Raw genomic sequence first — 25,281 nt, forward strand, 5'->3', positions numbered from 1 at the left:
ATTGGGCATAATCCGCTAATATCCGCGCCATGATCGCACGGATTGCTCTTATTCTTGTGCTTGCCGTGCTCTGGCCCTTGCAGGCCGGCGCGGCCGCGCCGCTTTCCGAACGGGACCGGAAGGAATACGACGCCGCCTTTCGCGCCGCGATGAGCGGCCAGTGGAATGCCGCCTGGCGACATGCGGATCGGGCCACCGACCCGCTGCCGCGCAAGGTGCTGGACTGGCTGTCGCTGATGGATTCCAAGAGCGGCCGCAGTTTTCATGAGATCGCCAAATTCGCGACCGAAAACCCGCATTGGCCGAGCCTTTGGCGGTTGGAAGTGCGCGCCGAGGACGCGATGGCGGATCCCATTCCGGCGACCGATATCCTGGCCTGGTACGAAAATCGCGACCCCAGAACCCTGAACGGCATTCGCCAATTCGCGCGCGCCCTGACCGAGGGCGGCGAGTTCGGACGGATGGAAGCCATGCTGCGCAAGGCCTGGGTCGAACTGGATTTCAGCGCGCGGGAGGAACACGACTTCCGTAAGGATTTCCGTAAGTTCCTGACCACGGAAGACAATGAGGCGCGCTTGGACCGTCTGCTCTGGGAAGGACAGATCAGCGCGGCGACGCGGCAGGCGCGGCGCTTGCCGGACGGATTGAGGCACCTGGCCGAAGCCCGGATCGCATTGCGCCAGATGTCGGGCGGCGTCGATCAGGCGATCGCCAGGGTCCCCGCGGCATTGCAGGACCATCCCGGTCTTATCTACGAGCGGGTGCGCTGGCGGCGGCGCAAGGGCCGGACCGACGAGGCCGCCGATCTGCTGCTGCAGGACAAGATCGATCCGGGCGATTGGCCGGGCACCTGGTGGCGCGAACGCGGATACCTCGCGCGCACGGCCCTGGAAGAAGGCAAGATATCACGCGCTTATCAACTGGCGGCCGGGCATGGCGCGACGGAAGGCTATGCTTTTGCCGAAGGCGAGTGGATGGCCGGCTGGATCAAGCTGCGTTTTCTGCAGGAACCGCGGCAGGCCTTCGAACATTTCCGGGTAATGTACGGCAACGTGTCCTATCCCGTTTCGTTGAGCCGGGCGGCCTATTGGGCCGGGCGGGCGGCGGAAGCGGCGGGCGAGCCACAAATCGCCGCGCAGTGGTATGCCACCGCCGCACGGCACGGCAGTTCCTTCTACGGGCAGATGGCGGCTGCGCATCTTCCGCCCGCGGCCCGCCCGCCCCTGGCGCGGGAACCAAGACCGATCCGGATCGAGCGCGAGGCATTCGAAAAACAGGATCTGGTGCGGATCACCCGCATCCTGTCGGTCATGAATGTCGACCATCTGGTGCGGCAGATCATTCGGCATATGGCGCGGGAAATGAAACGCCCGGTCGATTTCTCGATGCTGGCGCAGTTGGCGCTGGATCTGGGGCGACCGCATGATGCCGTCTATGTCTCAAGGCAGGCGATCAAGGAAGGGGTCGTACTGACTGAAACCGGCTATCCCACACTGCGCCTGGACAAGGGCCTGGGGATCGGCCCCGATATCGTCTTCGGCCTGATCCGGCAGGAAAGCGGGTTTGAACGCACCGTGGTGAGCCGGGCCGGCGCGCGCGGATTCATGCAGTTGATGCCCGCCACCGCCAAGGCGGTCGCGGCACGGCACAATCTGCAATACCGCCAGGAGCAATTGACCGGCGACTATCACTACAATGTCACCTTGGGCAGTGCCTATCTGAAAGGGCTGATCGATCAGTTTGACGGATCGCTCATATTGGCCCTCGCCGGCTACAATGCGGGCCCCTATCGGGCGCGCCAGTGGATGAAGGAATTCGGCGACCCGCGAACGGGCGTTGACGAAGCGCTGGACTGGATCGAGATGATCCCCTTCACCGAGACGCGGAACTACGTTCAGCGGGTGTTGGAAAACATAACCGTGTACCGCGAACGATTGACGGAAAAACCGACCTTGCTTTCCTTCAACAGCCTGACCGCCCCGGTCGCGGCCAACGATCTGTGGACCAGCCCGCCGCGCGCCCCGCGGCGCCCGAAATCGGAGGGTTAGCACCAAGGTGCGACCAGATGGGGGGCTTTCGTCAACGGTCCCTTGACATCCATAACCGCCGTTTACAATCACTCAACCGCCGCGTGTTTAGGTTCGGCCCCTCGTCCGCGTATAGTCCCCTTGGGGGAAGGCCGTTCTGACGGAGGGGCATATGAGGCAACTACTGCTATGTTTGGCCGTGGTCGCGATGGCGATGACGGCAAGTACTGTCCAAGCCGCCGTTGTCGGTGGCTTCAACGGCGCCGATACCAGGGCGAATGCAGATTATTCAATCGTCGACGGCGTCAACTACACGACTCTGCGCGACGCGACGATCGACGCCGGCCATTCGATTTCAGGCCTGACCGGAGCCTTCACCGCCGGTTACCTCAATTCCGTCGATGTCTTCATCACGGGGCTGCTGCGGCTCGACAACGATCCGATCACGCTTTCATCGGCGGAGCAAACCGCATTGACCGCGTGGGTTTCCGCCGGCGGCACCCTTTTCGTGACCGGGGACAATGCGAATTTTGATTCCAACACCAATACGTTCCTGAACCTGTTCGGTCTCAACCTGAATTCCACCAGCAGTTCCGGCGGCACCTGGTCGACCGTTGCCGATCCGCTTCTGGCCGGAATCGTCCTGGGGTCCAGCCTTTCCTTCACCGGCGGCGGCACTCCGATCACCGGCAGCGGCCTGACCGCCCTGGCATCCGATAGCGCTGGTGCGATTGTCGCTTCCCTGCTCTTCGGAAACGGCCGCGTCATAGCCACCGGTGATGCAAACATGTTCCAGACCGATGCACAGAGCATCCAATTCGCCTTGAACGTCTTCGGCAGTTCGACCGGCGTTACCCCGGTGCCTCTGCCCGCCGCGCTGCCGCTGCTCGCCGGAGGGATGATCTGCCTGGGCCTCTTCGCCAGACGCCGGAACCGGGCCGCGGGCTGACAAGCCCGGAGCAGTCGTGACTGTATCGGCCTTCCCAGCCCATCGGGGCGGGCGCTCTCGATTCCGTGTTTGCGAATATCCCGTCCCATGATGGACATTCCGACCCGAACGTGACGCAATGCCCGCCAAACATGCACCTGCCTGCCGGTCGGGCCGACGCAACAATTTGGGGGAAGAGGAATGTCAGAAATCTCCGGTATCAAGGCCTGCGTCTTCGATGCCTACGGCACGCTGTTCGACGTCAACGCCGCGGCCGCGCATCTGAAGGGCGAGTTGGGCGACAAGGAAGCGAAACTGGCGGAGATCTGGCGGCTGAAGCAGTTGCAGTATTCCTGGCTGCGGACCCTGATGGAAGGCTGCTATGTGGAGTTCTGGCAGGTCACCCAGGACGGGCTCGATTTCGCCATGGAAGCGGTCGGTTTGAAGGACGACGCTCTGCGCCAGAAGCTGCTCGACCTGTATTGGAAGTTGGACAGTTATCCCGAGGTGCCGGCCATGCTGCAGGCGCTGAAGGATGGCGGTCTGAAGACCGCCATCCTGTCCAACGGGTCGCCGGCCATGCTGGACGGGGCGGTGCAGTCATCGGGAATCGGCGATCGGCTGGACGCCGTTCTGTCGGTGGACGGGCATCGGTTCTACAAGCCGCGGCCGCAGATCTATGCGATGGTTACCGATCACTTCAAGATTTCGCCGCAGGAAGTCTGTTTCATGTCCTCGAACGGATGGGATGCCGCCGCCGCGGCCTTTTTCGGTTTCCAGGTCTGCTGGGTGAACCGCACAGGCCAGCCGCAGGAACGCCTACCGGGCGAACCGAAAAAAATCCTGAAGGATTTGAGCCAACTGCCGCCGCTGTTGGGACTGTAAGGCATGACGGGAACAGCAGGGTTCGCGGAACGGAGGTTCCGGGCACAGGATGGGTTGTCACTGTATTTCCGTGACTATGGACCGCAGGACTCGGCGGACACACCGGTGCTGTGCCTGACCGGTCTGGCCCGGAACTCGAAAGATTTCGCCCCCTTCGCTGCGCGAATCTCCACACAGGGCCGTCGTGTCCTGTGCCTCGACTATCGCGGCCGGGGCCGGTCCGCTTATGACCCTGATCCGATGAACTATCAGCCGCCAACCTACCTGAACGATATCCGCCATATGCTGGCGGCGCTCGGCCTGCACAAGGTGATCGTCGCGGGATCCTCGCTGGGCGGCATCCTGGGCATGGCGATGGGGGCGGCCATGCCGACTGCCATCGCCGGGCTGATCCTTAACGATGTCGGTCCGGAGATCGATACTGCCGGCTTCGCACGCATCCAGAACTACCTGAAGACGGATCGTCCGCACCGGGACTGGGACGACGCCGTCGCGGACCTGAAGACCATCTTCACGAATAATAGCTTCACCGAAGAGGAATGGCGGGACGTCGCCGACGGTACCTTCGTGCGGCGGGATGACGGTCTGCTGCATTTCGATTGGGACGTGAACCTGTACAAGCCGATCGAGAAGTCGCCCGGCATTCCCGACCTGTGGCCCTATTTCAATAGTGTGCGTCACGTGCCCATACTGGTGTTGCGGGGGGAAAAATCGGATATTCTGGTGCCGGACACCGTGGATCGCATGGTTGAACGCCACCCTTCGATCCGGGCCGTCACCGTACCCGGTGCCGGGCATATCCCGACCCTTAAAGAACCAGAATCAGTAGAGGCCGTTGATGACTTCCTTGGCAGGATCGCAGAACACCGACCGGGACATTGACCCGAACGCTCCCCCTCGCCCGGACGAATTGCCGACGGTCGCGGATGTGAAGGCGGCACGGCAGCGCATCGCGGGCGCCGCGGTGCGGACACCGATGCTGGAATCGATCCTGCTGAACCAGCGCCTGGGCGGCCGCCTACTAATCAAACCGGAATGTCTGCAGAAGACCGGAAGCTTCAAGTTTCGCGGCGCCTACAACAAGCTGTCATCGCTGAGCGATGCGGAAAAGGCCTGCGGGGTCGTCGCCTATTCCTCCGGCAACCATGCCCAGGGCGTCGCCGCGGCTGCGCAGATGCTGGGGATCGACGCCACCATCGTCATGCCGGCGGACGCCCCCGCCATCAAGCTCGCCAATACGCGCGCCTATGGCGCCAATGTGATCACCTATGACCGGTTCACCGAAAACCGCGAAGCGATCGGCAATGCGATCGCTTCGGAAAAAGGCGCGGTGCTGGTCGCGCCCTATGACGACCCTTATGTGATGGCCGGTCAGGGGACGATCGGCTACGAGATCGCAGAACAGGTCAAGGAGTTGGGCGCGGTCCCGGATGCTGTCCTGGTCAATTGCGGCGGGGGAGGCTTGATCTCGGGCACCGCCCTGGCGCTGTCCGACGCCATGCCGGGTCTGCCGGTCTACGCGGTTGAACCGGCCCTGTTCGACGATACCAAACGCTCGCTCGAAAGCGGCAATCGGGAAAAGGTGCCGCCGGAAGCGCGTTCGATCTGCGATGCCCTGCTGGCGCCGATGCCGGGCCGCCTGACCTTCGCGTTGAACAAGAAACTGCTGGCGGGCGGTTTCGGCGTCACCGACGACGAGGTGCGCGAGGCGATGCGGGTCGCCTTCACCGAACTGAAGCTGGTAGTGGAACCGGGCGGTGCGGTGTCGCTGGCCGCCATCCTGTCCGGAAAGATCGATATCGAGGGCAAGACCCTGGTCGCGGTCGTTTCCGGCGGCAACGTGGACCCGGCGCAGTTCGCCGAAATCCTGGCGGAGGGCAGCTGACGTCGGCGGGACCTGATCCCGCCCCTAACCCTTGTTGGCCAGGGCGGCGGGCTTGATGACGTTGCCGCCCTCCGGTTCCGAATCCGCCGGCTTGGCGGCGCCTTCGATACCGACCGGCTTGATCCCGGCAACTTCCTTCTTCGCCTCTTCGCCCGCTTCGGTCTTCGGCGTCAGATCCACGCGTTTGCAAAGCCCCTGGATGAAGGCGCCCGCCTCGATAGCCAGCGCTTCATGGACGATATCGCCGGTCACCTTGGCGCTGGAATAGAGTTTGACGAGGGATGCCTGTATCGAGCCGTTCACCGTGCCCGACACCATCACCTCATCCGCGTAGATCGCGCCGTTCACCGCCGCCTCCGGCCCGATCGTCAGTTTCCCGGTGCGGATATCCCCATCCACATGACCGTCGACCTGGATATCCCCTTCGCTTTCCATGTCGCCGGTAATGCGAAGATTGGCGGAGACGATGGAGGGCGCGAAGACTTTCTTCTCGGCCATCGGCGCTTTCCCGGACCGGGAAGCGTTTCCCTTGGATTTAGAACCGCCGAACATTGATCGGATCCTCCGCCATTGTTGTTTGTCCCGGCTCAACGCCGGATTGGCCGCAAGGTCCAGCTTGAAGCCGGCCCTTGGACCTTGCCCTTGCTAGCCTTTGAACGCCAATCGTCCCGCTTCAAAGAACGGGGCCGGGTCGACCGGCTTGCCGTTCACTATGATCTCGTAATGAATATGCGGACCGGTGCTGCGGCCGGTACTGCCCATCTTCGCGATCTGAAAACGGTGCGGGACGGTATCGCCCTTCTTCACCAGGATCGTGTGGAGATGCGCATAACGCGTCTTGATCCCGCAACCATGGTCGATGACAACGGACTTACCGTATTTGCCGTCACGACCGGCATAGATCACCTCGCCCGGCGCCGTCGCATAGATCGGCGTTTTCGGCCAACCGGCCAGATCGACGCCCTTGTGCATCGCCATCTTACCGTTGATCGGATCGCGCCTCTTACCGAACCGGCTGGTGAAGTGATAGTTGTCGACCGGCGGGATCCAGGGCGCGCAGGCCAATACCTCTTCCAGCAAGCTCCACCGTTCCGCCTTGTCGGAAAGGGTCGCGACATTGACCTCCAGGTCCTGCGCGGATCCGCCCTCGAAATCCAGGGCGAAGAACGGTCCGCCCTGCCCTTCGGAAACCGGCGCGCCAAGCGCCTCCATCTCTTCCGGGCCCAGGCCCGCAAGGGTCAGCATCCGTTCGGCGCGCTTGATCTGCTGATCGGTTTTGTCGATCAGGGCGACGACGACGTCCTCCTGGCTCTTGTGTAGGTCACGGATCGTCGCCAACAGCCGCCGAGTCGTTTCGACCGGGCCGTCCGCGCCTTCTTGTTCCTTCGTCTCGACACCGGCGACCGCGCCCAGTTCCGCCACGACGTCTTCGAGGGTCCGCTCGGCCTCGGCCTTTTCCTCGCGGGTCTTGCGGATATCGTTGAGCACGGCGCTGACCGCCACCTCCAGCGCGGCGACCGCATCGTGCGACTGGGTCAGCTGCGCTTCACCCGCCACCGTGTCGTCCGTTACCTCGTCGATCTTCGAGGCAAGCGAGGCCAACCGGTTCTCGATCCCGGTCTGGCGGTGGCGCGATCCGGCAAGAAGCCGGCCGACTTCGGCCAGCTTGCGGGATGTGTCTTCCTTGACCTTTTCCGCATTGGCCCGGGCGTCACGCGCCTCATCCAGCCGGCGTTCCATCGCGGCCAGATTGATCGCCAACCCGTCGCCGCGGTTGCGCGCCTCCAGCAGGGACTTCTCGAGTACGGCAACACGGGAAGCGAGGCCCTGGCGCGCCTGTTCGATCGTGTCGCGGCCGGCCATGACGGTCCGTAGGTCGGCCCGCGTCTGGCGCAGATCACGGGAAAGGTCCCCGACCCGCGTGCGGCTTTCCAGCAACTGCATGTCCAGTTCCGCCAAGCGGTTTTCCAGCTTGTTGCGCTCACTTTCGACAGATTGTTTCTGCTTGCTCAGCGTATCGACCCGGGCGGCCATTTCCTTGACGCTGACGGCAAGGTCGGTTTCCCGCTCGCGCGTCTCGCTCAAGGCCTGACGCAACAGATCGATGCGGTCATGCAGGACCTGGCGCGAGGCGATGATCCGGGCGCGGTCCGGGTCATCCGTATCCACATCGACATTGATCTGTTCGACGATGCTGCTGAGCTTGATGTTCAGGTCGTCGATCGCGCCCAACTCGTTGCGCAATTCCTGCAGGTCGTGGGCGGACACCGTGCTGCCGTCGCCATGCTTGCTGGCCCGCGCCGCAAGCGACTTGGTCGCGCCGGCAATCTGCTGCTGATAGGTCGTCAGGTCGTCGCGCAGGTCTTCGATCGCCAGTTTGGCTTCACCGATTTCGCGGTGTTTTTCGTCGATCACGGTTTTTTGCCAGTAGGCCGTCCCGCTGACGCCCGCGGCCCAGAACCCGACCGCCAGGCAAATCCCGGCGACGCCCATCTGAAGCCGGCTGGAAAGCCGCATGTAGCGGACGGTGCCGTCCGACCGCAGGATCAGTTCCCGTTCCCTGAACACCCTGCGGAAAAACATACCGAGACGACTGTGCTCGGCCTCATCGTCCTGCCCGAACGAAGACTTCCCGATTGAAGAATCCAAAACCGTCTGCCCCTCAACAACAGCGCGCCGACGCCCCCCATCCGAACGCCGAAACGCAGTTTCCCAAAAACACCAAGAATCCCCACCCGCGAAACGCGCCGCGGTGCGTGGATCCCCATTCATTCGTCACTTTCTTTCGCCGTAGGGGCTTCTAACGGCCCCTGACGGCGGAAAACTACCGGATTTTTACGGAAAAAGCCAGTTCTTACACCGGCGTGCGACCGCCCCGGAGGGCATTGGGAACTGTCTGAAACTACCGGGTTTTCGAGATCGTCACGTAAGGCGACCCTGGCCGGTGGGACGCCAAATTCTTCTGCAGGGTCTGGCGGTGAAGACGACTGCCCCGGTCTCGGCACCGGATCGTGCCGAGAATTCAAAGCACGGGATACCCCATGTCTTCGATGACGCGCTAGATGGCGGATACTTGCTGCCTTTGCTCGCCCAGCCCTTCTATCCCGAGACGCATCGTATCCCCGGGTTTCAAGAAACGGTTGGGTGTCATGCCCAATCCAACACCCGGCGGCGTTCCCGTCGTGACGATGTCTCCCGGTTCCAGCACCATGAACTGGCTGATGTAAGACACAAGTTTCGCGATCGGAAAAATCATGTCGTCGGTGTTGCTGTCCTGCACCCGGTCGCCATTCACCTCCAGCCATAGCTTCAGATTTTGCGGATCGCCAATTTCATCGGCGGTCACAAGCCACGGACCGATCGGTCCGAATGTCGGGCAACACTTGCCCTTCATCCACTGGCCTCCACGTTCGATCTGAAACGCACGCTCGGACACGTCATTGCAAATCATGTAGCCAAAGATGTACCCCAAGGCCTCTTCTTCACCGACATAGGACGCGCGCTTTCCGATTACAAAGGCGAGCTCAACTTCCCAGTCGAGTTTGGTGGATCCTTTCGGCTGAACAACATCGTCATTCGGCCCGCTGATACAGGAAGAGGCCTTGTTGAACAGAATCGGCTCGTCGGGAATCGGAGCGTTGGTTTCAATCGCGTGTTGAACGTAATTCAATCCGACCGCGATAAAATTCCCGGTCCGCGCCATGCATGCTCCAATGCGGGGTTCGCCCGTCACTATTGGCGCGTCATCGACCGCGTCCTGACTGATTCCAATCAGGGAGCCAGAGGCGACGGCCTGCGGATCGATATCGGTCACCAAGGCCGAAATATCCCGTATGGCGCCATCGCTTCCCAGACAACCGGGCTTTTCTTCACCAACAGCACCAAATCGCAAAAACTTCATTTTTCTTTTCCCCTTATATTCAGTCGGCCGGCACTCTCGTCATTGCTGTGTGCAGACGTATTCCAAGCGATAGATTGTCGATTGTGGCGCTCCATTCACACCGAAGGCGATTAATGCGTCGTCCGATAAGACCTGTTCGCACACATGAGTGATCTCTTCGCGGCGTGCCGCCTCTACGAGAATCGCCCAACCCGGCATTTCCGTCCCGCCGTCCCGTTGTTTACGCTCCTTGGTCGGAGTGTCGCTTATCGACATGTCCGTCTCGCAGAGATGAACCCCCGCTATCCCCTTGATCGCTGAAACCGGATCAAGCGCATGCTGCACGAGATCACTCGCGAACCGATCCGCATCGGACGCTTCGCATCGTATTGTGAGTAGATAACCACCCATCCCCGGACCTTTGGAATAACGAACACGCTGGATCGACCGCGCGACGTTCCGAAAGTGTTTAACCGTACTCAAGGTCCAGGGCGTCGGGTTATTCAGGCGCGTGAGATACTCCTTCCCAGCAAGCGCATCCAAATCCTCAGCCTCATACAGGGTGAAGAACTCCGGCGCGCCCGCTTCGGCAATGTAACGACGCCCACGCGCGATACCCTTGACCGCGGCGCGCTCGGGCATGTGCTCATGGAGGTGCCACCAATAGAATTCATCGCGTCCTTCATCGGCAATATCGTGCCAGATTGAGACGACCGCCTTCCCTGCGAACGTCATTTCGCTTCCTTTCATCTTCAGTGCATAGCGGTCAGAAACCGGAGCTACGTCCACCGCCCTGAAGCACACCTTTGTCCAGAAAAATATCCGTGATCTGATCGACCGCGGCGTCGAAAACCGGCGACTTGCGGGCGGCGAGCCCTCGAGGACGCGGCAGGTCTATGGGGATGATCGTTTCCACCCTACCGGGCCTTGGCGACATAACGACGACCCGGTCCGCCAGAAGCACGGCTTCATCAATGGAATGCGTGATGAATAGCACTGTTTTCTTCGTTGCCAGCCACAGTTCTTCCAAATCAATGCGCAATTGTTCCCGGGTCAGCGCATCAAGAGCACCGAACGGTTCATCCATCATCAAGAGCGGTGGGTCGTGGATCAACGCTCTGACGATACCGGCGCGTTGCTGCATGCCGCCTGACAGTTCATGCGGAAACCGGTCCTCGAAACCCGCCAGCCCCACCGACGCCAGCAGTCTTCTGGCTTGCTGTTCATAATCCGCCGGTCGCAACCCGCGCATTTCGACCTGCAGCAATACGTTCTGAAGGACATTCCGCCATTCAAGCAGGACGGCTTTCTGGAAGACGATACCAAGGTTGGTGATCGCCCCTTGAACGGTTTGACCATCGACCGAAATCGTACCATCGGTCGGCATCGCGAGGCCCGCTATAAGCCGCATCAATGTTGATTTTCCGCATCCGGACGGACCAACAATGGCCACGAATTCCGATCGGGCAATCGATAGATCCACCCCTTCCAGCGCGACGGTCTCCACCTTTCCCCGGCTGAAGACCTTGGATGCGCCATCGATTCTAATGCTAATTTCTTCTTCGGACGGGGCCGAGGCCCTGGACGATTCCAGGGGCTCGGCCGCGACTCTCACACTATTCGTCATATTTGCCTCGGACCGCCGAAGTCACGGCTTGGGAAGGAACGCGTTGGTGTAGAAATGCGATGCGTCCTCATCCGTCTTCAATCCGCGGTACTCCTTCAGCAATGAAATCGTGCGCCCCCAGTCTTCAGCCGCGCCATAGCCTATGCCCTTGCCTTTTGACGAGGGAGATTCAAGCAAACCGAGATCGACCAGCAACTGGCCTTTCAGGACGCCGGCATCGACATCGGGCTTGGCGTCCACAGCTGCGGCAATCGCTGCATCCGGGTCCGCAATGGCGGCTTCGTACGAACGCTGCATGGCTTTAACAAAACGCCGCACGAGGTCAGGGTTCTCAGCAACTGTATCGCGATGCGTGATGACGCTCAGACCTACCGTGTTCACACCGATATCGGCGAAATTGAGCGCCGCAGCCTTCACCCCCTTGGCTTCGATCTGAAAGAACTGCGCATCGGCGCTGCCGAGCAAGGCGTCCGCTTTTTTCTCTAGAACGGACACCACTTTTGCAGCCGGGTCGACGAAGATCATGTCAATTTTCCCGGCGTCCAAATCGTTCGATTTCACGACTGCGGGAAAGAGTTGGGTCAGAGCGTCACCGGCTGTTACCGCCAGTTTTTTGCCTTCAAGGTCCTGCGGCGTTCTTATGTTGGCATCCGCGCGAGAGATGATGCCAAAGGGCGATACATTCATCGGCGACATGATCGCCTGAATAGGAATGCCTTTCGACACCGCTATGATCATGGTTCCGGCATCGGCAATTCCAAAGGTATCGCTCTTCGAACCGACGACCTGTGTGGCCACACCGGAACCACGCCCTTCATTGATGGTCAGATTGATCCCCTCGTCGGTGAAATAGCCGTTGGCTTTGCCAAGATAGATAGGGGCATGGAAGCCCACGAGATACCAATTAAGCCTAACCGACACATCGTCGGCGGACTGGGCCGGCGCAGCCAAAAACACTGCCGTCCACATCGCGGCCAGAACGGTGAATATTCTACTTTTTTTCATTTTATCCTCCCTAAGACTGGTTTGTATCAGAAATTGGAAAATCCACCGCGACCGAGCCGAATTGACCTATGCCGTCGGCTGCGGATCGCTGTCCTTGCGTTGCGAGACGTGCCAGGGGATGGCTATTCTTTCGAGGAGCTCGACGGCGTAGTAGACGATCAGTCCGACGATCGACAAAACGATGATCGTCGCGAACACCATGGGGGTTTCGAGATCCCCATTATAGCGCAGCAACAGGTAACCGAGCCCTTTGTCGGACGCGACGAACTCCGCCACGACCGCTGCGGTCGACGACAGTGCCGCGGCGACTTTCAGGCCGGTAAAAATACTCGGTAATGCGTTCGGCAATCGTATCTTGCGGAAGATCATCCAGGCACTGGCGCCCGTCGATTTCGCCAGTTCCATGCTTTCGTCATCGATCGACTTGAACCCGGATATGCTTGAAACGACGATCGGAAAAAATGACAGCAGGAAAACCAGCAAGATTTTCGGGGTAAACCCAAAGCCGAACCAAATGATGAACAAGGGCGCAATGGCGATCTTCGGGACGATTTGCAGGAACACGACGATCGGATAGAACATGCGCTCCATCGTCGGGAAATAGGCGACGAAAACCGCAAGCGGCACGCTGACAGCCACTGCGACCAGATAACCGACGATTATCTCACTCGTGGTAATCCAAGTATTGGCCAGCACATATTCCCAAGTTGACGCAAACTCGGACCAGATCAGCGATGGCGGCGGCAACAGATAGGTCGCAACGCCAAATATCCTGACACCTGCTTCCCAGACGACAAACAGCACAAGAAAACTGATCAGGAACTGACGAAGCCCACCGGCCTTTCGATATATCGACGCAAGGAAGGATGGCTTGGCGGTCTCGATTTCCGATTTATTGCTCATGCGCTTAACCGTGCCTGCGAAGAGGATTGGAAATCCCTGATCGGCCACAAATCCGACAAGCGATCAGCCGCGGCAATCACGCCCGGTCCCCATTCCTGCAATTTCTCGACAGGCGTTCGCACCGTCGGCGCGGCGACGCTGAGCGTACCGACAGCCGGTGCATCCGGCGTGGATCCCTTGATGGCGGCCGCGACGGCGCACATGCCGGGCTCCCCCTCCTCATAGGCGATCCCGAATCCCTGCCGTCTGGTCTTGTCGATCTCGGCGAGAACATCATAGAGTTTTCGCAACGATTTCGGCCCGACCTCCGAAGGGTCGCCGAACCCCTGGCTGGCCACGATCTGCTCAATTCGCTGATCGTCGAGTGTGGCCAGCCAACACTTGCCGGTTGCCGTCGCGGTAAGGTTCACGGGTCGGCCGTAATTCCCGTCATAACGCAAGCCGTGGCGCGCGCCCTGGGCTTGCGCCGCCCAAATCAAATGGTCGCCGTCGACAACGGTCAGCCTGACCAACTCGCCGGTAATGTTGGCCATCTTATCCAACTCCGGCTGGCAGACATCGGTCAGCCCGGTATTGGTGAGGTGACGGAAGCCCAGCACCACCATCTTCAGCGTCAGTCTGTAGCGCTGGCTTTGCTCATCCTGCTCTAGGTATCCGCGCTGCGTAAGCTGGCTCAGCAAGCGATGGGTCGCCCCTTTTGCCAGGTTCAATCTTGTCGCGGTTTCACTGAGCGCCAATCCTTCAGCATGACCGGCATAGAGCTCAAGAACATCCAAGGTTCGATCGATTTGTAATGACATTCAAAGTCCATCCAAAAATTGGAACACCGTTCCGGAACACTGTTCCAACTTTGCACCGATCGCTTTCAGTGTCAAATCCGTGTGGGTTCGATACGGCCGCACAGAGGATCAACGGCGACCATTCTCGTGGTGACCCGGGATGCCGGCGGGGTTGCGCAGGACGCATGGAAAGACACGAAGGATGGAGTTCGGAACACGATCCGCCATCTACCGCCGACCACTGTCAGCCGGCGCGGGAAACGCTCCGCCGTTTTCTTGAGTTTCTTGGCCGGATGGGCCGCCGTATCGTCTATCGCAAGACATCTTGCGAATAGCCGCACGGCTTCGCCTTTCGCTCACCGCCCGGCTTGGGTATTTCTGCCTCAGGCCACCTTGGCCGGCGCGGCGCCGGCGGCTTCGCGGATCCAGTTGCGGAAGGCGCGGACGGCGGGGCGGTCCAGGCGTTCCGGACGGCAGACCAGGAGCCAGCTGTCGGACCGTTCCGCGACGATCCCGAAGGGCGCGACCAAGCGTCGTTCCACATTCAGATCCGGCATGGCGAAGGGTTTGAGTCCCATCGCTACCCCCTGCCCATCCATCGCCGCTTCATAAGCCAAGATATAGCTGTCGACGGTGATCGCCTCGCTTTCCACCGCCGGGGCGACGCCGGCCTTTTCAAACCAGATCGGCCAGTCCTGCGCCGCGGTGTAGATTTTCAGCAAGGGGAACCGGTGCAAATCTTCCGGCCGGCTGATGCCGTTCTTCCCGCCCAGCAGCTTCGGGCTGCAGAGCGGCGTGACCGCGGCGCGGGCCAGGACCTCCCGATGCACGCTGGGGTCGCTCGGCGTCTGCAGCACGATGCCGAGATCGGCATGCTCCGCGTCGAAATCCCAGGAGACCCGCGAGGTTTCCAGCCGCACCTTGATGTCCGGAAAGCGCTGCTGGAATTCATGCAGCCGGGGGATCAGCCAGTTCATCGCCATGGTGATATAGACCTGAACCGTCAATTCCTTCGGGCTTTCCATCGCGCGGACCAGTTCGGTCCCCTCGGCGATCCGGTCGAGCGCATCGCGCAGCACCGGGAAATAGAGCCGCCCGGCTTCGGTCAGCGAAACCGATTGCGGCCCGCGCTTGAACAGCAGCACGCCCAGTTGCGCCTCCAGCGATTTCACCTGGTGACTGATCGCCGAATGGGTGACGGAAAGCTCTTCCGCCGCAGCGCGGAAACTCAACAGACGGGCGGCGGCCTCAAAAGCCTTGGCGGCGCTGAGCGACGGTAATTTGCGGGGCATGGGCCATTAGCTCCCCTTACGCTGGATGTCGATGAAACCCTCCGGAAAGCCCGTCCATGCTGCGATGCAGCATTACACACATCCGGATAAGGTTAGTTGAATTCATGTCGAAGTGAGAATCAATCGTTTGCTGAGGATTCGCGAAAGGGAGGACCTTTTCCTCAATAAACCGTTGCGGTGGGATATCCATATGGCCGACGTGCTGATGCCGGAAGATGCCGGTTCCTCCTCGAAACGAAGGGGTGGCCGCGCCGCCCGCAAGGCGTTGCGCGCCGCGCCGCTGACCGACGACAAGCGCGCCATCCGCCCCGGCCTGGAAGGCGGGCGCTATCAGCCGCTGACCGGACGCGACATCGAAAAAATTCACCAGGCCGCCCTCGACGTGTTGGAACAGATCGGGCTGGCGGATGCGATCCCCAGCTGCCGCGATCTTGTCCTGGCCGCGGGCGGGTCACTGTCGCCTCAGGGACGTCTTTTGTTCCCTCGGGCCCTGGTCGAGGACACGATCGCCAAGGCGGCGCGCAATTTCCCGCTGCATGCGCAGGATCCGCGCCACGACATGGAACCCTGGGGCACCAAGGTCTATTTCGGCACGGCCGGCGCGGCGGTCCATATCGTCGACCCGCGCACCGGCGCCTATCGCGAGTCGACGGCGGCCGATCTTTACGACATGGCGCGCATGGCCGACGCGCTGGACAACATCCATTTCTTCCAGCGCACGGTGGTCTGCCGCGACCTGCCCGACCCGCTGGAAATGGACACCAACACCTGTTACGGCGCGATCAGCGGCACGTCGAAACATGTCGGCACCAGTTGGGTGACGCCGGAGAATCTCGCCGTCAGCATGCAGATGCTGCATGCGGTCGCGGGCGGCGAGAAGAAGTGGCGCGAGCGCCCCTTCGTCAGCATGTCCTGCTGCTTCGTGGTGCCGCCCCTGAAATTCGCCGAGGATGCCTGCCGGACCCTGGAGCTGGGCGTGCGCGAGGGCATGCCGATCCTGCTGCTGGCCGCCGGTCAGGCGGGCGCGACCAGCCCGGCGGCGCTGGCCGGCGCGGTGGTGCAGGAAGTGGCCGAAGTGCTGGCCGGCCTGGTCTATGTAAACCTGATCAGCCCCGGCCATCCCTGCATCTTCGGCACCTGGCCCTTCGTTTCGGATCTGCGCACTGGCGCGATGTCCGGCGGCAGCGGCGAACAGGCCCTGCTGATGTCCGCCTGCGCCCAGATGGCGCGCTTCTACGACCTGTGCGGTGGGGTGACCGCGGGCATGTCCGATTCAAAAGTACCCGACGCCCAGGCGGGGTATGAAAAAGGGTACAACCACGCGCTCGTCGCCAATTCCGGCGCGAACCTTGTCTACGAATCCGCCGGCATGCATGCCAGCCTGCTCGGCGCCTGCCTGGAAAGCATGGTGATCGACAATGACAGCATCGGCGGTGCGCTGCGCACGGTCGCGGGGATCGCGGTCGACGACGAGTCGATCTCGGTCGAGGCGATGCGCGATGTCTGCACCCAGGGGCCGGGTCATTTCCTGGGCCATGCCCAGACATTGCAGCGGATGCAGTCGGAATACGCCTATCCCCTGGTCGGCTGCCGGGCCAGCCCGAAGGAATGGATCGAACAGGGATCGCCCACCATCATCGACCGGGCGGAGAAGAAGACGCGGGAAATCCTGTCGAGCCACTTCCCGCGCCATATTTCGGACGGGCTGGACGCGGAACTGCGCCAACGGTTCCCCATCCGCCTGGACCGTGCCAGGATGTCGCCGTCCTGACGTCAAGAACCAATCCGGAATGTCCAAGAGTTTAGCCAGAGTCTGCTAGGGGGAGAGTTTCATGCGGGATCACGCACGGGTCGTCATCATCGGCGGGGGCATGATGGGCTGCGGGCTGCTTTATCATCTGGCCGAGGAAGGCTGGACCGACTCGATCCTGATCGAGAAAGGCGAACTCACCTCCGGCTCCACCTGGCACGCGGCCGGACAATGCCCCAGCTTCATCGCCGACTATTCCATGGCGATGATCCACCATTACGGCAACACGCTCTATCCCACGCTTGAGGAAAAGACCGGGCAATACGTTTCCTGGCACGGCTGCGGCGGCATCCGCTTCGCGACGAACGAGGCGGAACTGGACTGGTTCAAACATGTGGAAGGCGTCAGCAAGATGATCGGCTTCCGCATGCAGATCATCGGCCCGGACGAGATCAGGAAGATCAATCCCTTCGTCGACACGACCGGCGTGATCGCCGGGGCCTGGACCCTGGATGACGGGCATGTGGACCCGGCCGGCTGCTGCAACGCTCTTGCCAAGGGCGCGCGCGACATGGGGGCGGAGATCTACCGCAACAACCGGGTGCTCGACATCAACCATATGCCGAACGGCGAATGGCAGGTCGTGACCGAACAGGGCACGGTGACCTGCGAGCATGTGGTGAACGCGGCCGGCTGCTATGCCCGCAAGGTCGCCCAGATGGCCGGCGTCGACGTGCCCATCACCAATATGAAGCATCATTACATCGTCACCGACCCGATCCAGGAATTCCTGGATCGCGACGAGGAGATGGTGGTGATGCGCGATCCCTATCCTTCTTCCTATTACCGGCAGGAACAGAAGGCCGGTTTGATAGGGATCTACGAAACCGAAAACGCGGCGGAGGCTTGGGCCGAACGCGGCGGCCATCCGGAATGGGAGTCGGAGAACGAGCTGTTCACCGAGGAACTGGACCGCATCATGCCCTGGATCGAACGCGTCATGGAACGCATGCCGATCTTCGCCAATGCGGGCATCAAGCGGATCGTCAACGGCGCCATTCCGCATACGCCGGACGCCAACCCGCTGCTGGGCCCCGCGGGCGGTTTGAAGAATTACTGGATGTGCAACGGGTCTTCCATCGGCATCGCCCAGGGGGCCGGCTGCGGCAAATATCTGGCCCAGTGGATCGTGCATGGGGAGGCGGAAATCAACATGGCGGGCCTGGACCCGCGCCGCTTCGGCCCCTACGCCAACGAAATCCATGTGCGGGAGCGCAGCTTCGAAGACTACACCCATATGTACGCCCTGCACCTGCCGGGCGAGGAACGGCCCGCCGGACGCGGCGCGCGCAAGTCCAGCCTCTACGACATCCTGAAAGAAAAAGGCGCGCTCTATGCGCCGACCTTCGGCTGGGAGCGCCCGAAATACTTCTCCCCCGACGGGCGGGAGGAGGAAATCACCTTCAAGCACAACAACGCCTTCAACGCGGTGGCGGCCGAGTGCAAGGGCGTGATGGAGGCGGCCGGGATCTGCGACCTCAGCGGTTTCGCGAAGTACGACGTGACGGGCGGCGACGCGGAAAGCTTCCTGGAGCGGATCGTCGCCAACAAGGTGCCGAAACGCGAGGGCGGCATCGGCCTGTGCCATTTCCTGAACGACCATGGGCGGATCGAGGGTGAATGCACCATCACCCGCCTGGACGACGACCGCTTCTATCTGCTGTCCGGCGCCTCGGCGGAAATCCGCGATTTCGACTGGCTGACCCAGCATGTGGGCGATAGCGAGGACGTCAACGTCTCCAACATCACCGACGATTACGGCAACCTGGTCCTGGTCGGCCCGAAGGCGCGGGACATCCTGCAGCAGTTGACCGACACGGACCTGTCCAACGACAAATTCAAATGGCTGACCGGCCGGGAAATCACCGTGGCGGATATCGATGTCCGCGCCCTGCGCGTGAACTATGTCGGTGAGCTGGGCTGGGAGCTTCACGCCCCGATGGAGGACCTGCCGGCGCTGTATGAAGCGATCGACGAAGTCGGCCGCCCGATGGGCCTGGTCGATTTCGGCACCTATGCGGTCAATGCCATGCGATTGGAAAAGGCCTATAAGGGCTACGCGGCGGAGATGACGAACGAGATCACGATGATCGAGGCCGACATGGAACGCTTCTGCCGTTTCGACAAGGAGGACTTCCTCGGCAAGGCCGCCACCCTGCAGCGCAAGCAGGACGGCGTCAGCCAGCAACTGGTCTATTGCGAATTGGAAATCGGCGACTGCGACGCCCGCGGCGGCGAAGCCGTGATGGCCGGCGACCAAAACATCGGCGTCACCACCTCAGGCGGCTTCGGCCACCGGACGGGAAAAAGCTTGGTCTTCGCCTATGTGAAACCGGAATTCGTCGCGCCGGGGACGACATTCGACGTGCTGGTCCTCGGCCAGGCGCGCAAGGCGACCGTGCTGGCTGAGCCGGTTTATGATGCGGGGAATAGTCGGTTGAGGGGGTGATCCCCGCAGACAGAGCCCACAGGGGGATCGTCACAACAATATAAGTAAACTGATGGGGTGGACGGCCCCTGCTGCGGCATCGCTGTGCCAAGGTGGTGTCTGTCAAAGGATCACCAATTGAGGAGACCGTCCATGAGCAGCATAGCAGTAATCGGCTTGGATATCGCCAAGCGTGTTTTCCAGGTTCACGGATCGAATACATCGGGCGCGGTTTTGGAACGCCGTCAGCTGCGCCGTTCGGACATGCTGAGCTATTTCGGTTCGCTTGAGCCGTGTCTTATCGGAATCGAAGCCTGTGCGACGGCGCATTTTTGGGGCCGGGAACTTCAAGCCCTTGGACACGATGTCCGTCTGATCCCGCCGCAATACGTGAAGCCCTATGTGAAGCGGAACAAGACGGATGCGGCGGACGCGGAAGCGATCTGCGAGGCGGTGACGCGGCCCGGCATGCACTTCGTTCCGGTAAAGACGGCGGAGCAGCAAGCCGTGCTGAGCCTCCATCGTATTCGGGACCGGCTGGTTCGCCAGCGGACGATGACGGGGAACGCCTTGCGCGGGCATATGGCTGAGTTCGGGATTGTCGAGGCGCAGGGGATCGCGGGTACGAAGCGTCTGGCCGCGATAGTAGAGGACGGTGAGGATGCGCGTCTCCCGACGCTGGCACGGCGAGCGCTGATGTCGCTGGTCCGCCAATTCTACGATACCGTGGAAAGAATCGAGGAACTCGGCCGGGAACTCACCGCATGGCACAAGAAGAACGAGACGAGCCGGCGGCTTGCCTCGATGCCGGGCATCGGGCCAATACTTGCGAGTGCGCTTGTCGCCAGCGTCCCCGACCCCTCTGTCTTCGCCTCGGCACGGCAGTTCGCTGCCTGGCTGGGTTTAGTTCCGCGACAGCATTCGACCGGGGGCAAGGCGCGCCTGGGCGGGATATCGAAACGCGGCGACGGCTATTTGCGCAGGCTTCTGGTGACCGGTGCGACGGCGGCTCTGTTCCGCTCGAAGGAGGTGCGCACCCGGCCCTGGGTGCGGGAGCTTCTCAAACGGCGGTCGGCGAAGGTCGTCGCGGTGGCGTTGGCCAACAAGATGGCGCGGATCGCTTGGGCGTTGATGCGCGACGGCGCTTATTACGCAAAACCGGCATGACCCAGCCGGAGCCGGTCGAGGTGCGAGGGTAGAACGAAGTGATGGCAAACGGTTGCGACCGAGGGCGCGCTCGAATCCGTACGGTGACAGAGGCTGAGACAAGCCTGCTATACTGATAGGACGCACGCTCGCGGAGACCATCGGGGCCAGCGGTCATAAGACCGCGCGAAACAGCCCGGACATATGACTGCACGCAACGACCGCCGAACCTTCATCCAACCCTTGCTCGAAAGGGGCCGTCCACATATGTCACCGTAATTGCAAACGGCGGTCGGCGAAGGTCGTTGCGGTGGCGTTGGCCAACAAGATGGCGCGGATCGCTTGGGCGTTGATGCGCGACGGCGCTTATTACGCAAAACCGGCATGACCCAGCCGGAGCCGGTCGAGGTGCGAGGGTAGAACGAAGTGATGGCAAACGGTTGCGACCGAGAGCGCGCTCGAATCCGTACGGTGACAGAGGCTGAGACAAGCCTGCTAAACTGATAGGACGCACGCTCGCGGAGACCATCGGGGCCAGCGGTCATAAGACCGCGCGAAACAGGCCGGACATATGACTGCACGCAACGACCGCCGAACCTTCATCCAACCCTTGCTCGAAAGGGGCCGTCCACATATGTCACCGTAATTCACAGCCGTCTCAACAAAGGACCTTGCGGCAGCCACCAGAGCAATCAATCATAGACCCCGTAAATGCCACGGCTACAGAACACCCTATGAGGTCTTCACCAACGCGCGCAGTGGTGCACTTGGAACGTGAATCTGCCACTTCAGATGTAAATCTGCCTTTTGCAATGTCAATTTCCAATATGCTACCGTAGATCGTCTTTTACAGTTCTAAAAACAAAAGGCGTGAGCGATGATGCAGCTTCAGTATAGTTCTTTGGAATCAAATCGGTTCAATATGAATATATATAGAGATGGAGTATTGGATAGCATTGATGCTTCCGCAATTTCAGCGGCTTTGGAAGAAACTAAAGCAGATGTTTATATGTTCCGACTTCCGTGTGAGCGTATTTCTGAACTCAACGAGCTGTCGCAAGTTAAATATCCATACATTGTTGCGGATACATTAGTGTATTACACGTGTCCGTTGATTGACTTTGTGCCAAAGCAAATTCGAAATAAGGATCTAGTGTTTAGGATCGCGTCAGAAGATGACTATGATTTGTTGGGTTTAATGACAGAAAAAATATTTGAAGACTACACCAACCACTATTCATCGAACATACATTTGGACTTGGGTGATATAAATGAAGGCTATAAAGAGTGGGTGCGCTCGTATGTGAAGCCTGCTGGTGCTGAGAAGAATTGCATATTAGTGGAACGGGATGGTTTAGCGATTGCCTACGCGACGGTAAGTTTTGACTATGAAGGCTTGATATCAGAAGGCATACTTTATGGGGTTATGCCAGATTTTTCAGGTGGTGGCGTGTACGGCGATATCGTTCGTCATACACAACTACAATCTATTAATAATGGAATGTTAAAGATGCGAGTGTCGACGCAAGTGCAAAACTATGCCGTTCAAAAAGTATGGGCGCGCGAAGGCTTTAGTATCACCGACTCTTACCTAACGGTTCACATCAATTCTCTTATTAGTAAGAATAGTGTTACCTAAACACTAAACGAATTACGGTGACATATGTGGACGGCCCCTTTCGAGCAAGGGTTGGATTGTACAGAGACGGTAATTACCTGACAGTCGCCGCTCCTTGAGGGGCTAGGTTACGCGGCTTTTTTCGCTGTGTCCTCCTTGTCAAATTACGGTGACAGTTTACTTTATTCATGACCTCATCCGTGGTATTCTCCCTTCATGGCCCGCATCGCACGCATCGTTCTTCCCGGCACTCCGCATCACGTCACCCAGCGGGGCAACCGGCGCGAGCCCGTCTTTTTCGAGGACGGCGATTACGTTCTTTACAAGAACCTGCTGGCGGAGGCGGCCGAACGGGCGGGCACGTCGGTCTGGGCCTATTGCCTGATGCCGAACCACGTGCACCTGATCCTGGTTCCGGAAACCGAAGACGGGTTGCGCGCCACGAATGGACCGGCCATCTGTGGCAAGGCCGGTTCGGCTCCGTCGCCATGGACGAAGAGCACTTGATGCATGCGGTGCGCTATGTGTCGCTCAACCCGGTGCGCGCGCGGCTCGTGCGCCGGGCGCGGGACTGGAAATGGGCGAGCACGCGCGCCCATCTCGCCGGAAAGAGCGACGGGCTCGTCGATGTCGGGCCGGTGCTTGAGCGCTACCCCGATTTTCGCGCGCTGTTGAAGGCGGGTGAAGATGCCGAGATGTCGGCCCTGATCCACAAGGCCGAAACGATCGGCCGCCCGCTGGGGTCGGAAGACTGGCTGAAGGATGTGGAGAAGCAATTGGGCCGCAGAGTCCGACCCGGGAAACGGGGACGCAAGGCGAAGACGGCATAAGGTAAACCGTTACCTTTGCTTGGATAATGCCGTTCTGGCACCCCAATTTTTGTGCACTGCACAATTTTTCTTGCATTCCCATCCAACATCATTATATTCCGCTCATGTTGCAGCGCACAATCGTGACTGCCAGAAACCGTCCGTTGGCGAAACGCGGCGGACCGAAGAGGAGACGTTAGTTGACCAATTTCAATGCTTTCGATTTTTCGAAGAACCCGATGTTCGACCCGAAGAACAACCCGTTCCTGTCCGGCGATTTCGGTACGTCCTTCCAGAAAATGGACTATCCGGCCGAACTGTCCGATTTCTTCGCACCGGTTCGCAAGAACGTCGAGGCGGTTGCCGCCGCCAACAAGATCGTCCTTGACGGTGTCCAGGCCGTGCTGAAGCGCCAGGGCGAAATCCTGACCGGCTACGCCAACGACGCGGCGGTTCTGGTCGAGGACGCCAAGAACGGCGCCTCCGCCGATCCGCAGGAAGTCGCGGTGAAATCCGTCGACGCCGCGAAGGTCTCGCTGGCCGATACCGTCGCGAACACGCGGGAGCTGAGCGAAATCCTGGCGAAGTCCCAGGAAGAAGCCTTCGCCCTGATGACCGCGCGCCTGGGCGAAAGCCTGGACGAAGCGAAGGCTGCCATCGTCAAGATGCAGCCCGCCGCGCCGGCGAAAGCCGCCAAGAAGGCCAGCGCGGCGAAGTAACCGCCCGCAAAGCTTTCCGGTTTCAAAGACCGCCCTGCCGATCCGGCAGGGCGGTTTTGCTTTGCGCTGACGGTGCACCCCCGCCCTCCCCCGGAAATACGCCCTGGTGCAGGCAGGATAAGCTCGGCCTCTGTGTCGGCGTATCGGCGCTACTGGCGGCAACCCGGCAGGCCGAAGATGTCCGGGCACCCGACGGGCGCGGCGCGTAACGCTATTGTAACATCACTGTAACATTTTCTTGGGCTTGCGCCTGGCTCTCCCCTATACTCGGGCACCGTTTGCTGTTTGTCGGGCGGAGAACGGGCTGTGCCGGGTTTACCGGCAATACCGAGAAAAGCCCCACCGCAGGCAATGGCGTCACGATGGTTATGACAGGGGTTATCACAGGGGAGTACCAAGATGTTGTTAAAGAAATCAGGATCCCGGCTGCTCGCACTGGCCGCCGCGACCGCGATGGCTGCAATCGCGGCGACGGGGCCGGCCCGGGCTGAGACCGAACTGGTCGTCTATACGGCGGTCGAGGCCGAGGATTTGCAGAAATACGCGGCCCGCTTCAATGAGGACCACCCGGACATCACCATCAAATGGGTCCGCGATTCGACCGGTATCGTGACCGCGAAGCTGCTGGCGGAGAAGAACAACCCGCAGGCGGACGTGGTCTGGGGCCTGGCGGCGACCTCGCTGCTGCTGCTGAAAAGCGAGGGGATGCTGGAACCCTACGCGCCCAAGGGCGTCGACAAGCTGGACCCGAAATTCGTCGACAATTCCAATCCGCCGACCTGGGTCGGCATGGATGCCTGGGTCGCGTCGGTATGCTTCAACACCGTCGAAGCCGCGAAGAACAACCTGCCGGCGCCGAAATCCTGGGCCGACCTGACCAAGCCGATCTATGAAGGCCATGTGATCATGCCGAACCCGAATTCCTCGGGCACCGGTTTCCTGGACGTTTCCAGCTGGCTGCAGATGATGGGCGAGGACGGCGGCTGGGCCTTCATGGACGCGCTGCACAAGAACATTGCGCGCTATACCCATTCCGGGTCCAAGCCCTGCAAGATGGCCGCTTCGGGCGAAACGACGATCGGCATTTCCTTCGCCTTCCGTGGCGCCAAGTCCAAGGCCGAGGGCGCGCCGATCGAAATCATCGTCCCCGAAGAGGGCGTGGGCTGGGACATGGAGGCAACCGCCATCATCGCCGGCACGGCCAAGCTGGACGCCGCAAAGACGCTGGTCGACTGGTCGATCAGCCGCAAGGCGAACGAAATGTACAATGACGGCTATGCCGTCGTCGCCATGCCGGGCGTCGCCAAGCCGGTCGAGCATTTCCCGCCGAACCTGCTGGAGAAGATGATCCAGAACGACTTCGAGTTCGCGGCGAACAACCGCAAACGTATTCTGGAAGAGTGGCAGAAGCGCTACGATTCCAAGTCCGAACCGAAGGGCTGAGGGTAACCCTTTTCCGGGCGGTGCCGGTCCAGGCGGGCCGGCACCGTTCCATCGGGTCCCGCCACAGAGTCCCCATTACAGGGCCCCGCTCCAGGCT

General features: G+C 60.7%; 21 protein-coding genes and 1 pseudogene. 13 read left to right on the forward strand and 9 right to left on the reverse strand.

Annotation, left to right across the window (positions count from 1 at the left end; all coding sequences use genetic code 11):
• The first annotated feature begins 29 nt into the window (after nt 1–29).
• The 5 genes from ACQK2G_RS16925 to ACQK2G_RS16945 all read left to right on the forward strand — a co-directional run bounded on the left by ACQK2G_RS16925 (nt 30) and on the right by ACQK2G_RS16945 (nt 5,725).
• A complete protein-coding gene (locus tag ACQK2G_RS16925; protein ID WP_425406214.1) occupies nt 30–2,048 on the forward strand; it encodes a lytic transglycosylase domain-containing protein in 2,019 nt (672 codons plus the stop codon).
• 151 nt (nt 2,049–2,199) lie between these two features.
• Nucleotides 2,200–2,976 (forward strand): VPLPA-CTERM sorting domain-containing protein, encoded by a 777-nt coding sequence (locus tag ACQK2G_RS16930; RefSeq protein WP_425406215.1) that lies wholly within the window; start codon nt 2,200–2,202, stop codon nt 2,974–2,976.
• Between the two features lie 180 nt (nt 2,977–3,156).
• Nucleotides 3,157–3,840, forward strand: a complete 684-nt coding sequence (locus tag ACQK2G_RS16935; protein WP_425406216.1) for a haloacid dehalogenase type II — start codon at nt 3,157–3,159, stop codon at nt 3,838–3,840.
• A gap of 3 nt (nt 3,841–3,843) precedes the next feature.
• Nucleotides 3,844–4,722, forward strand: coding sequence for an alpha/beta fold hydrolase (locus tag ACQK2G_RS16940; protein WP_425406217.1), 879 nt, complete (start codon nt 3,844–3,846; stop codon nt 4,720–4,722).
• Nucleotides 4,679–5,725 (forward strand): threonine ammonia-lyase, encoded by a 1,047-nt coding sequence (locus tag ACQK2G_RS16945; RefSeq protein WP_425406218.1) that lies wholly within the window; start codon nt 4,679–4,681, stop codon nt 5,723–5,725. The genes ACQK2G_RS16940 and ACQK2G_RS16945 overlap by 44 nt, the downstream gene beginning before the upstream one ends.
• A 24-nt stretch (nt 5,726–5,749) precedes the next feature.
• Here the strand turns inward: ACQK2G_RS16945 and ACQK2G_RS16950 are convergent, their stop codons facing one another.
• From ACQK2G_RS16950 to ACQK2G_RS16990, 9 genes and pseudogenes are all read right to left on the reverse strand, one after another.
• Nucleotides 5,750–6,223, reverse strand: coding sequence for a bactofilin family protein (locus ACQK2G_RS16950; RefSeq protein WP_425406219.1), 474 nt, complete (start codon nt 6,221–6,223; stop codon nt 5,750–5,752).
• A gap of 147 nt (nt 6,224–6,370) precedes the next feature.
• Nucleotides 6,371–8,374, reverse strand: a complete 2,004-nt coding sequence (locus ACQK2G_RS16955) for a peptidoglycan DD-metalloendopeptidase family protein (protein ID WP_425406220.1) — start codon at nt 8,372–8,374, stop codon at nt 6,371–6,373.
• Nucleotides 8,375–8,783: 409 nt separating this feature from the next.
• On the reverse strand, nt 8,784–9,626 hold the full coding sequence (locus ACQK2G_RS16960) for a fumarylacetoacetate hydrolase family protein (RefSeq protein ID WP_425406221.1): 843 nt from the start codon (nt 9,624–9,626) through the stop codon (nt 8,784–8,786).
• 39 nt (nt 9,627–9,665) lie between these two features.
• Entirely contained in the window at nt 9,666–10,394 is a 729-nt protein-coding gene (locus tag ACQK2G_RS16965) for a hypothetical protein (RefSeq protein WP_425406222.1), read from the reverse strand.
• Nucleotides 10,372–11,055 (reverse strand): annotated as a pseudogene (locus tag ACQK2G_RS16970) (ABC transporter ATP-binding protein); the annotation flags it as partial. The gene ACQK2G_RS16965 and the pseudogene ACQK2G_RS16970, both read right to left, overlap by 23 nt.
• Before the next feature lie 198 nt (nt 11,056–11,253).
• Nucleotides 11,254–12,237, reverse strand: coding sequence for an ABC transporter substrate-binding protein (locus ACQK2G_RS16975; protein WP_425406223.1), 984 nt, complete (start codon nt 12,235–12,237; stop codon nt 11,254–11,256).
• 66 nt (nt 12,238–12,303) lie between these two features.
• On the reverse strand, nt 12,304–13,140 hold the full coding sequence (locus ACQK2G_RS16980) for an ABC transporter permease (RefSeq protein WP_425406224.1): 837 nt from the start codon (nt 13,138–13,140) through the stop codon (nt 12,304–12,306).
• Complete coding sequence (locus ACQK2G_RS16985; protein WP_425406225.1) at nt 13,137–13,940, reverse strand: IclR family transcriptional regulator; 804 nt, start codon at nt 13,938–13,940, stop codon at nt 13,137–13,139. The genes ACQK2G_RS16980 and ACQK2G_RS16985 overlap by 4 nt, the downstream gene beginning before the upstream one ends.
• A 362-nt stretch (nt 13,941–14,302) precedes the next feature.
• Entirely contained in the window at nt 14,303–15,211 is a 909-nt protein-coding gene (locus ACQK2G_RS16990; RefSeq protein WP_425406226.1) for a LysR substrate-binding domain-containing protein, read from the reverse strand.
• A gap of 190 nt (nt 15,212–15,401) precedes the next feature.
• Here ACQK2G_RS16990 and ACQK2G_RS16995 point away from each other — a divergent pair, with 190 nt between their 5' ends.
• The 8 genes from ACQK2G_RS16995 to ACQK2G_RS17030 all read left to right on the forward strand — a co-directional run bounded on the left by ACQK2G_RS16995 (nt 15,402) and on the right by ACQK2G_RS17030 (nt 25,184).
• Nucleotides 15,402–16,982 (forward strand): trimethylamine methyltransferase family protein, encoded by a 1,581-nt coding sequence (locus ACQK2G_RS16995; protein WP_425406227.1) that lies wholly within the window; start codon nt 15,402–15,404, stop codon nt 16,980–16,982.
• A 61-nt stretch (nt 16,983–17,043) separates the two neighbouring features.
• A complete protein-coding gene (locus tag ACQK2G_RS17000; RefSeq protein WP_425406228.1) occupies nt 17,044–19,470 on the forward strand; it encodes a GcvT family protein in 2,427 nt (808 codons plus the stop codon).
• Nucleotides 19,471–19,602: 132 nt separating this feature from the next.
• On the forward strand, nt 19,603–20,616 hold the full coding sequence (locus tag ACQK2G_RS17005) for an IS110 family transposase (protein ID WP_425403805.1): 1,014 nt from the start codon (nt 19,603–19,605) through the stop codon (nt 20,614–20,616).
• 856 nt (nt 20,617–21,472) lie between these two features.
• Nucleotides 21,473–22,234, forward strand: coding sequence for a hypothetical protein (locus ACQK2G_RS17010; RefSeq protein ID WP_425406229.1), 762 nt, complete (start codon nt 21,473–21,475; stop codon nt 22,232–22,234).
• 195 nt (nt 22,235–22,429) lie between these two features.
• Nucleotides 22,430–22,720 (forward strand): transposase, encoded by a 291-nt coding sequence (locus tag ACQK2G_RS17015; protein ID WP_425406230.1) that lies wholly within the window; start codon nt 22,430–22,432, stop codon nt 22,718–22,720.
• Nucleotides 22,702–23,043 carry a hypothetical protein gene (locus ACQK2G_RS17020; protein ID WP_425406231.1) on the forward strand — a complete coding sequence of 114 codons (342 nt, stop codon included), beginning with the start codon at nt 22,702–22,704 and terminating at the stop codon, nt 23,041–23,043. The genes ACQK2G_RS17015 and ACQK2G_RS17020 overlap by 19 nt, the downstream gene beginning before the upstream one ends.
• Nucleotides 23,044–23,222: 179 nt before the next feature.
• Nucleotides 23,223–23,741: a phasin family protein gene (locus tag ACQK2G_RS17025; protein WP_425406232.1), complete on the forward strand. Its 519-nt coding sequence runs from the start codon at nt 23,223–23,225 to the stop codon at nt 23,739–23,741.
• A 399-nt stretch (nt 23,742–24,140) separates the two neighbouring features.
• Complete coding sequence (locus tag ACQK2G_RS17030; RefSeq protein WP_425406233.1) at nt 24,141–25,184, forward strand: putative 2-aminoethylphosphonate ABC transporter substrate-binding protein; 1,044 nt, start codon at nt 24,141–24,143, stop codon at nt 25,182–25,184.
• The last annotated feature ends 97 nt before the right edge of the window (nt 25,185–25,281 follow it).

This window comes from Hwanghaeella sp. (genome assembly GCF_965227365.1).
GTDB lineage: Bacteria > Pseudomonadota > Alphaproteobacteria > UBA8366 > Aestuariispiraceae > Hwanghaeella.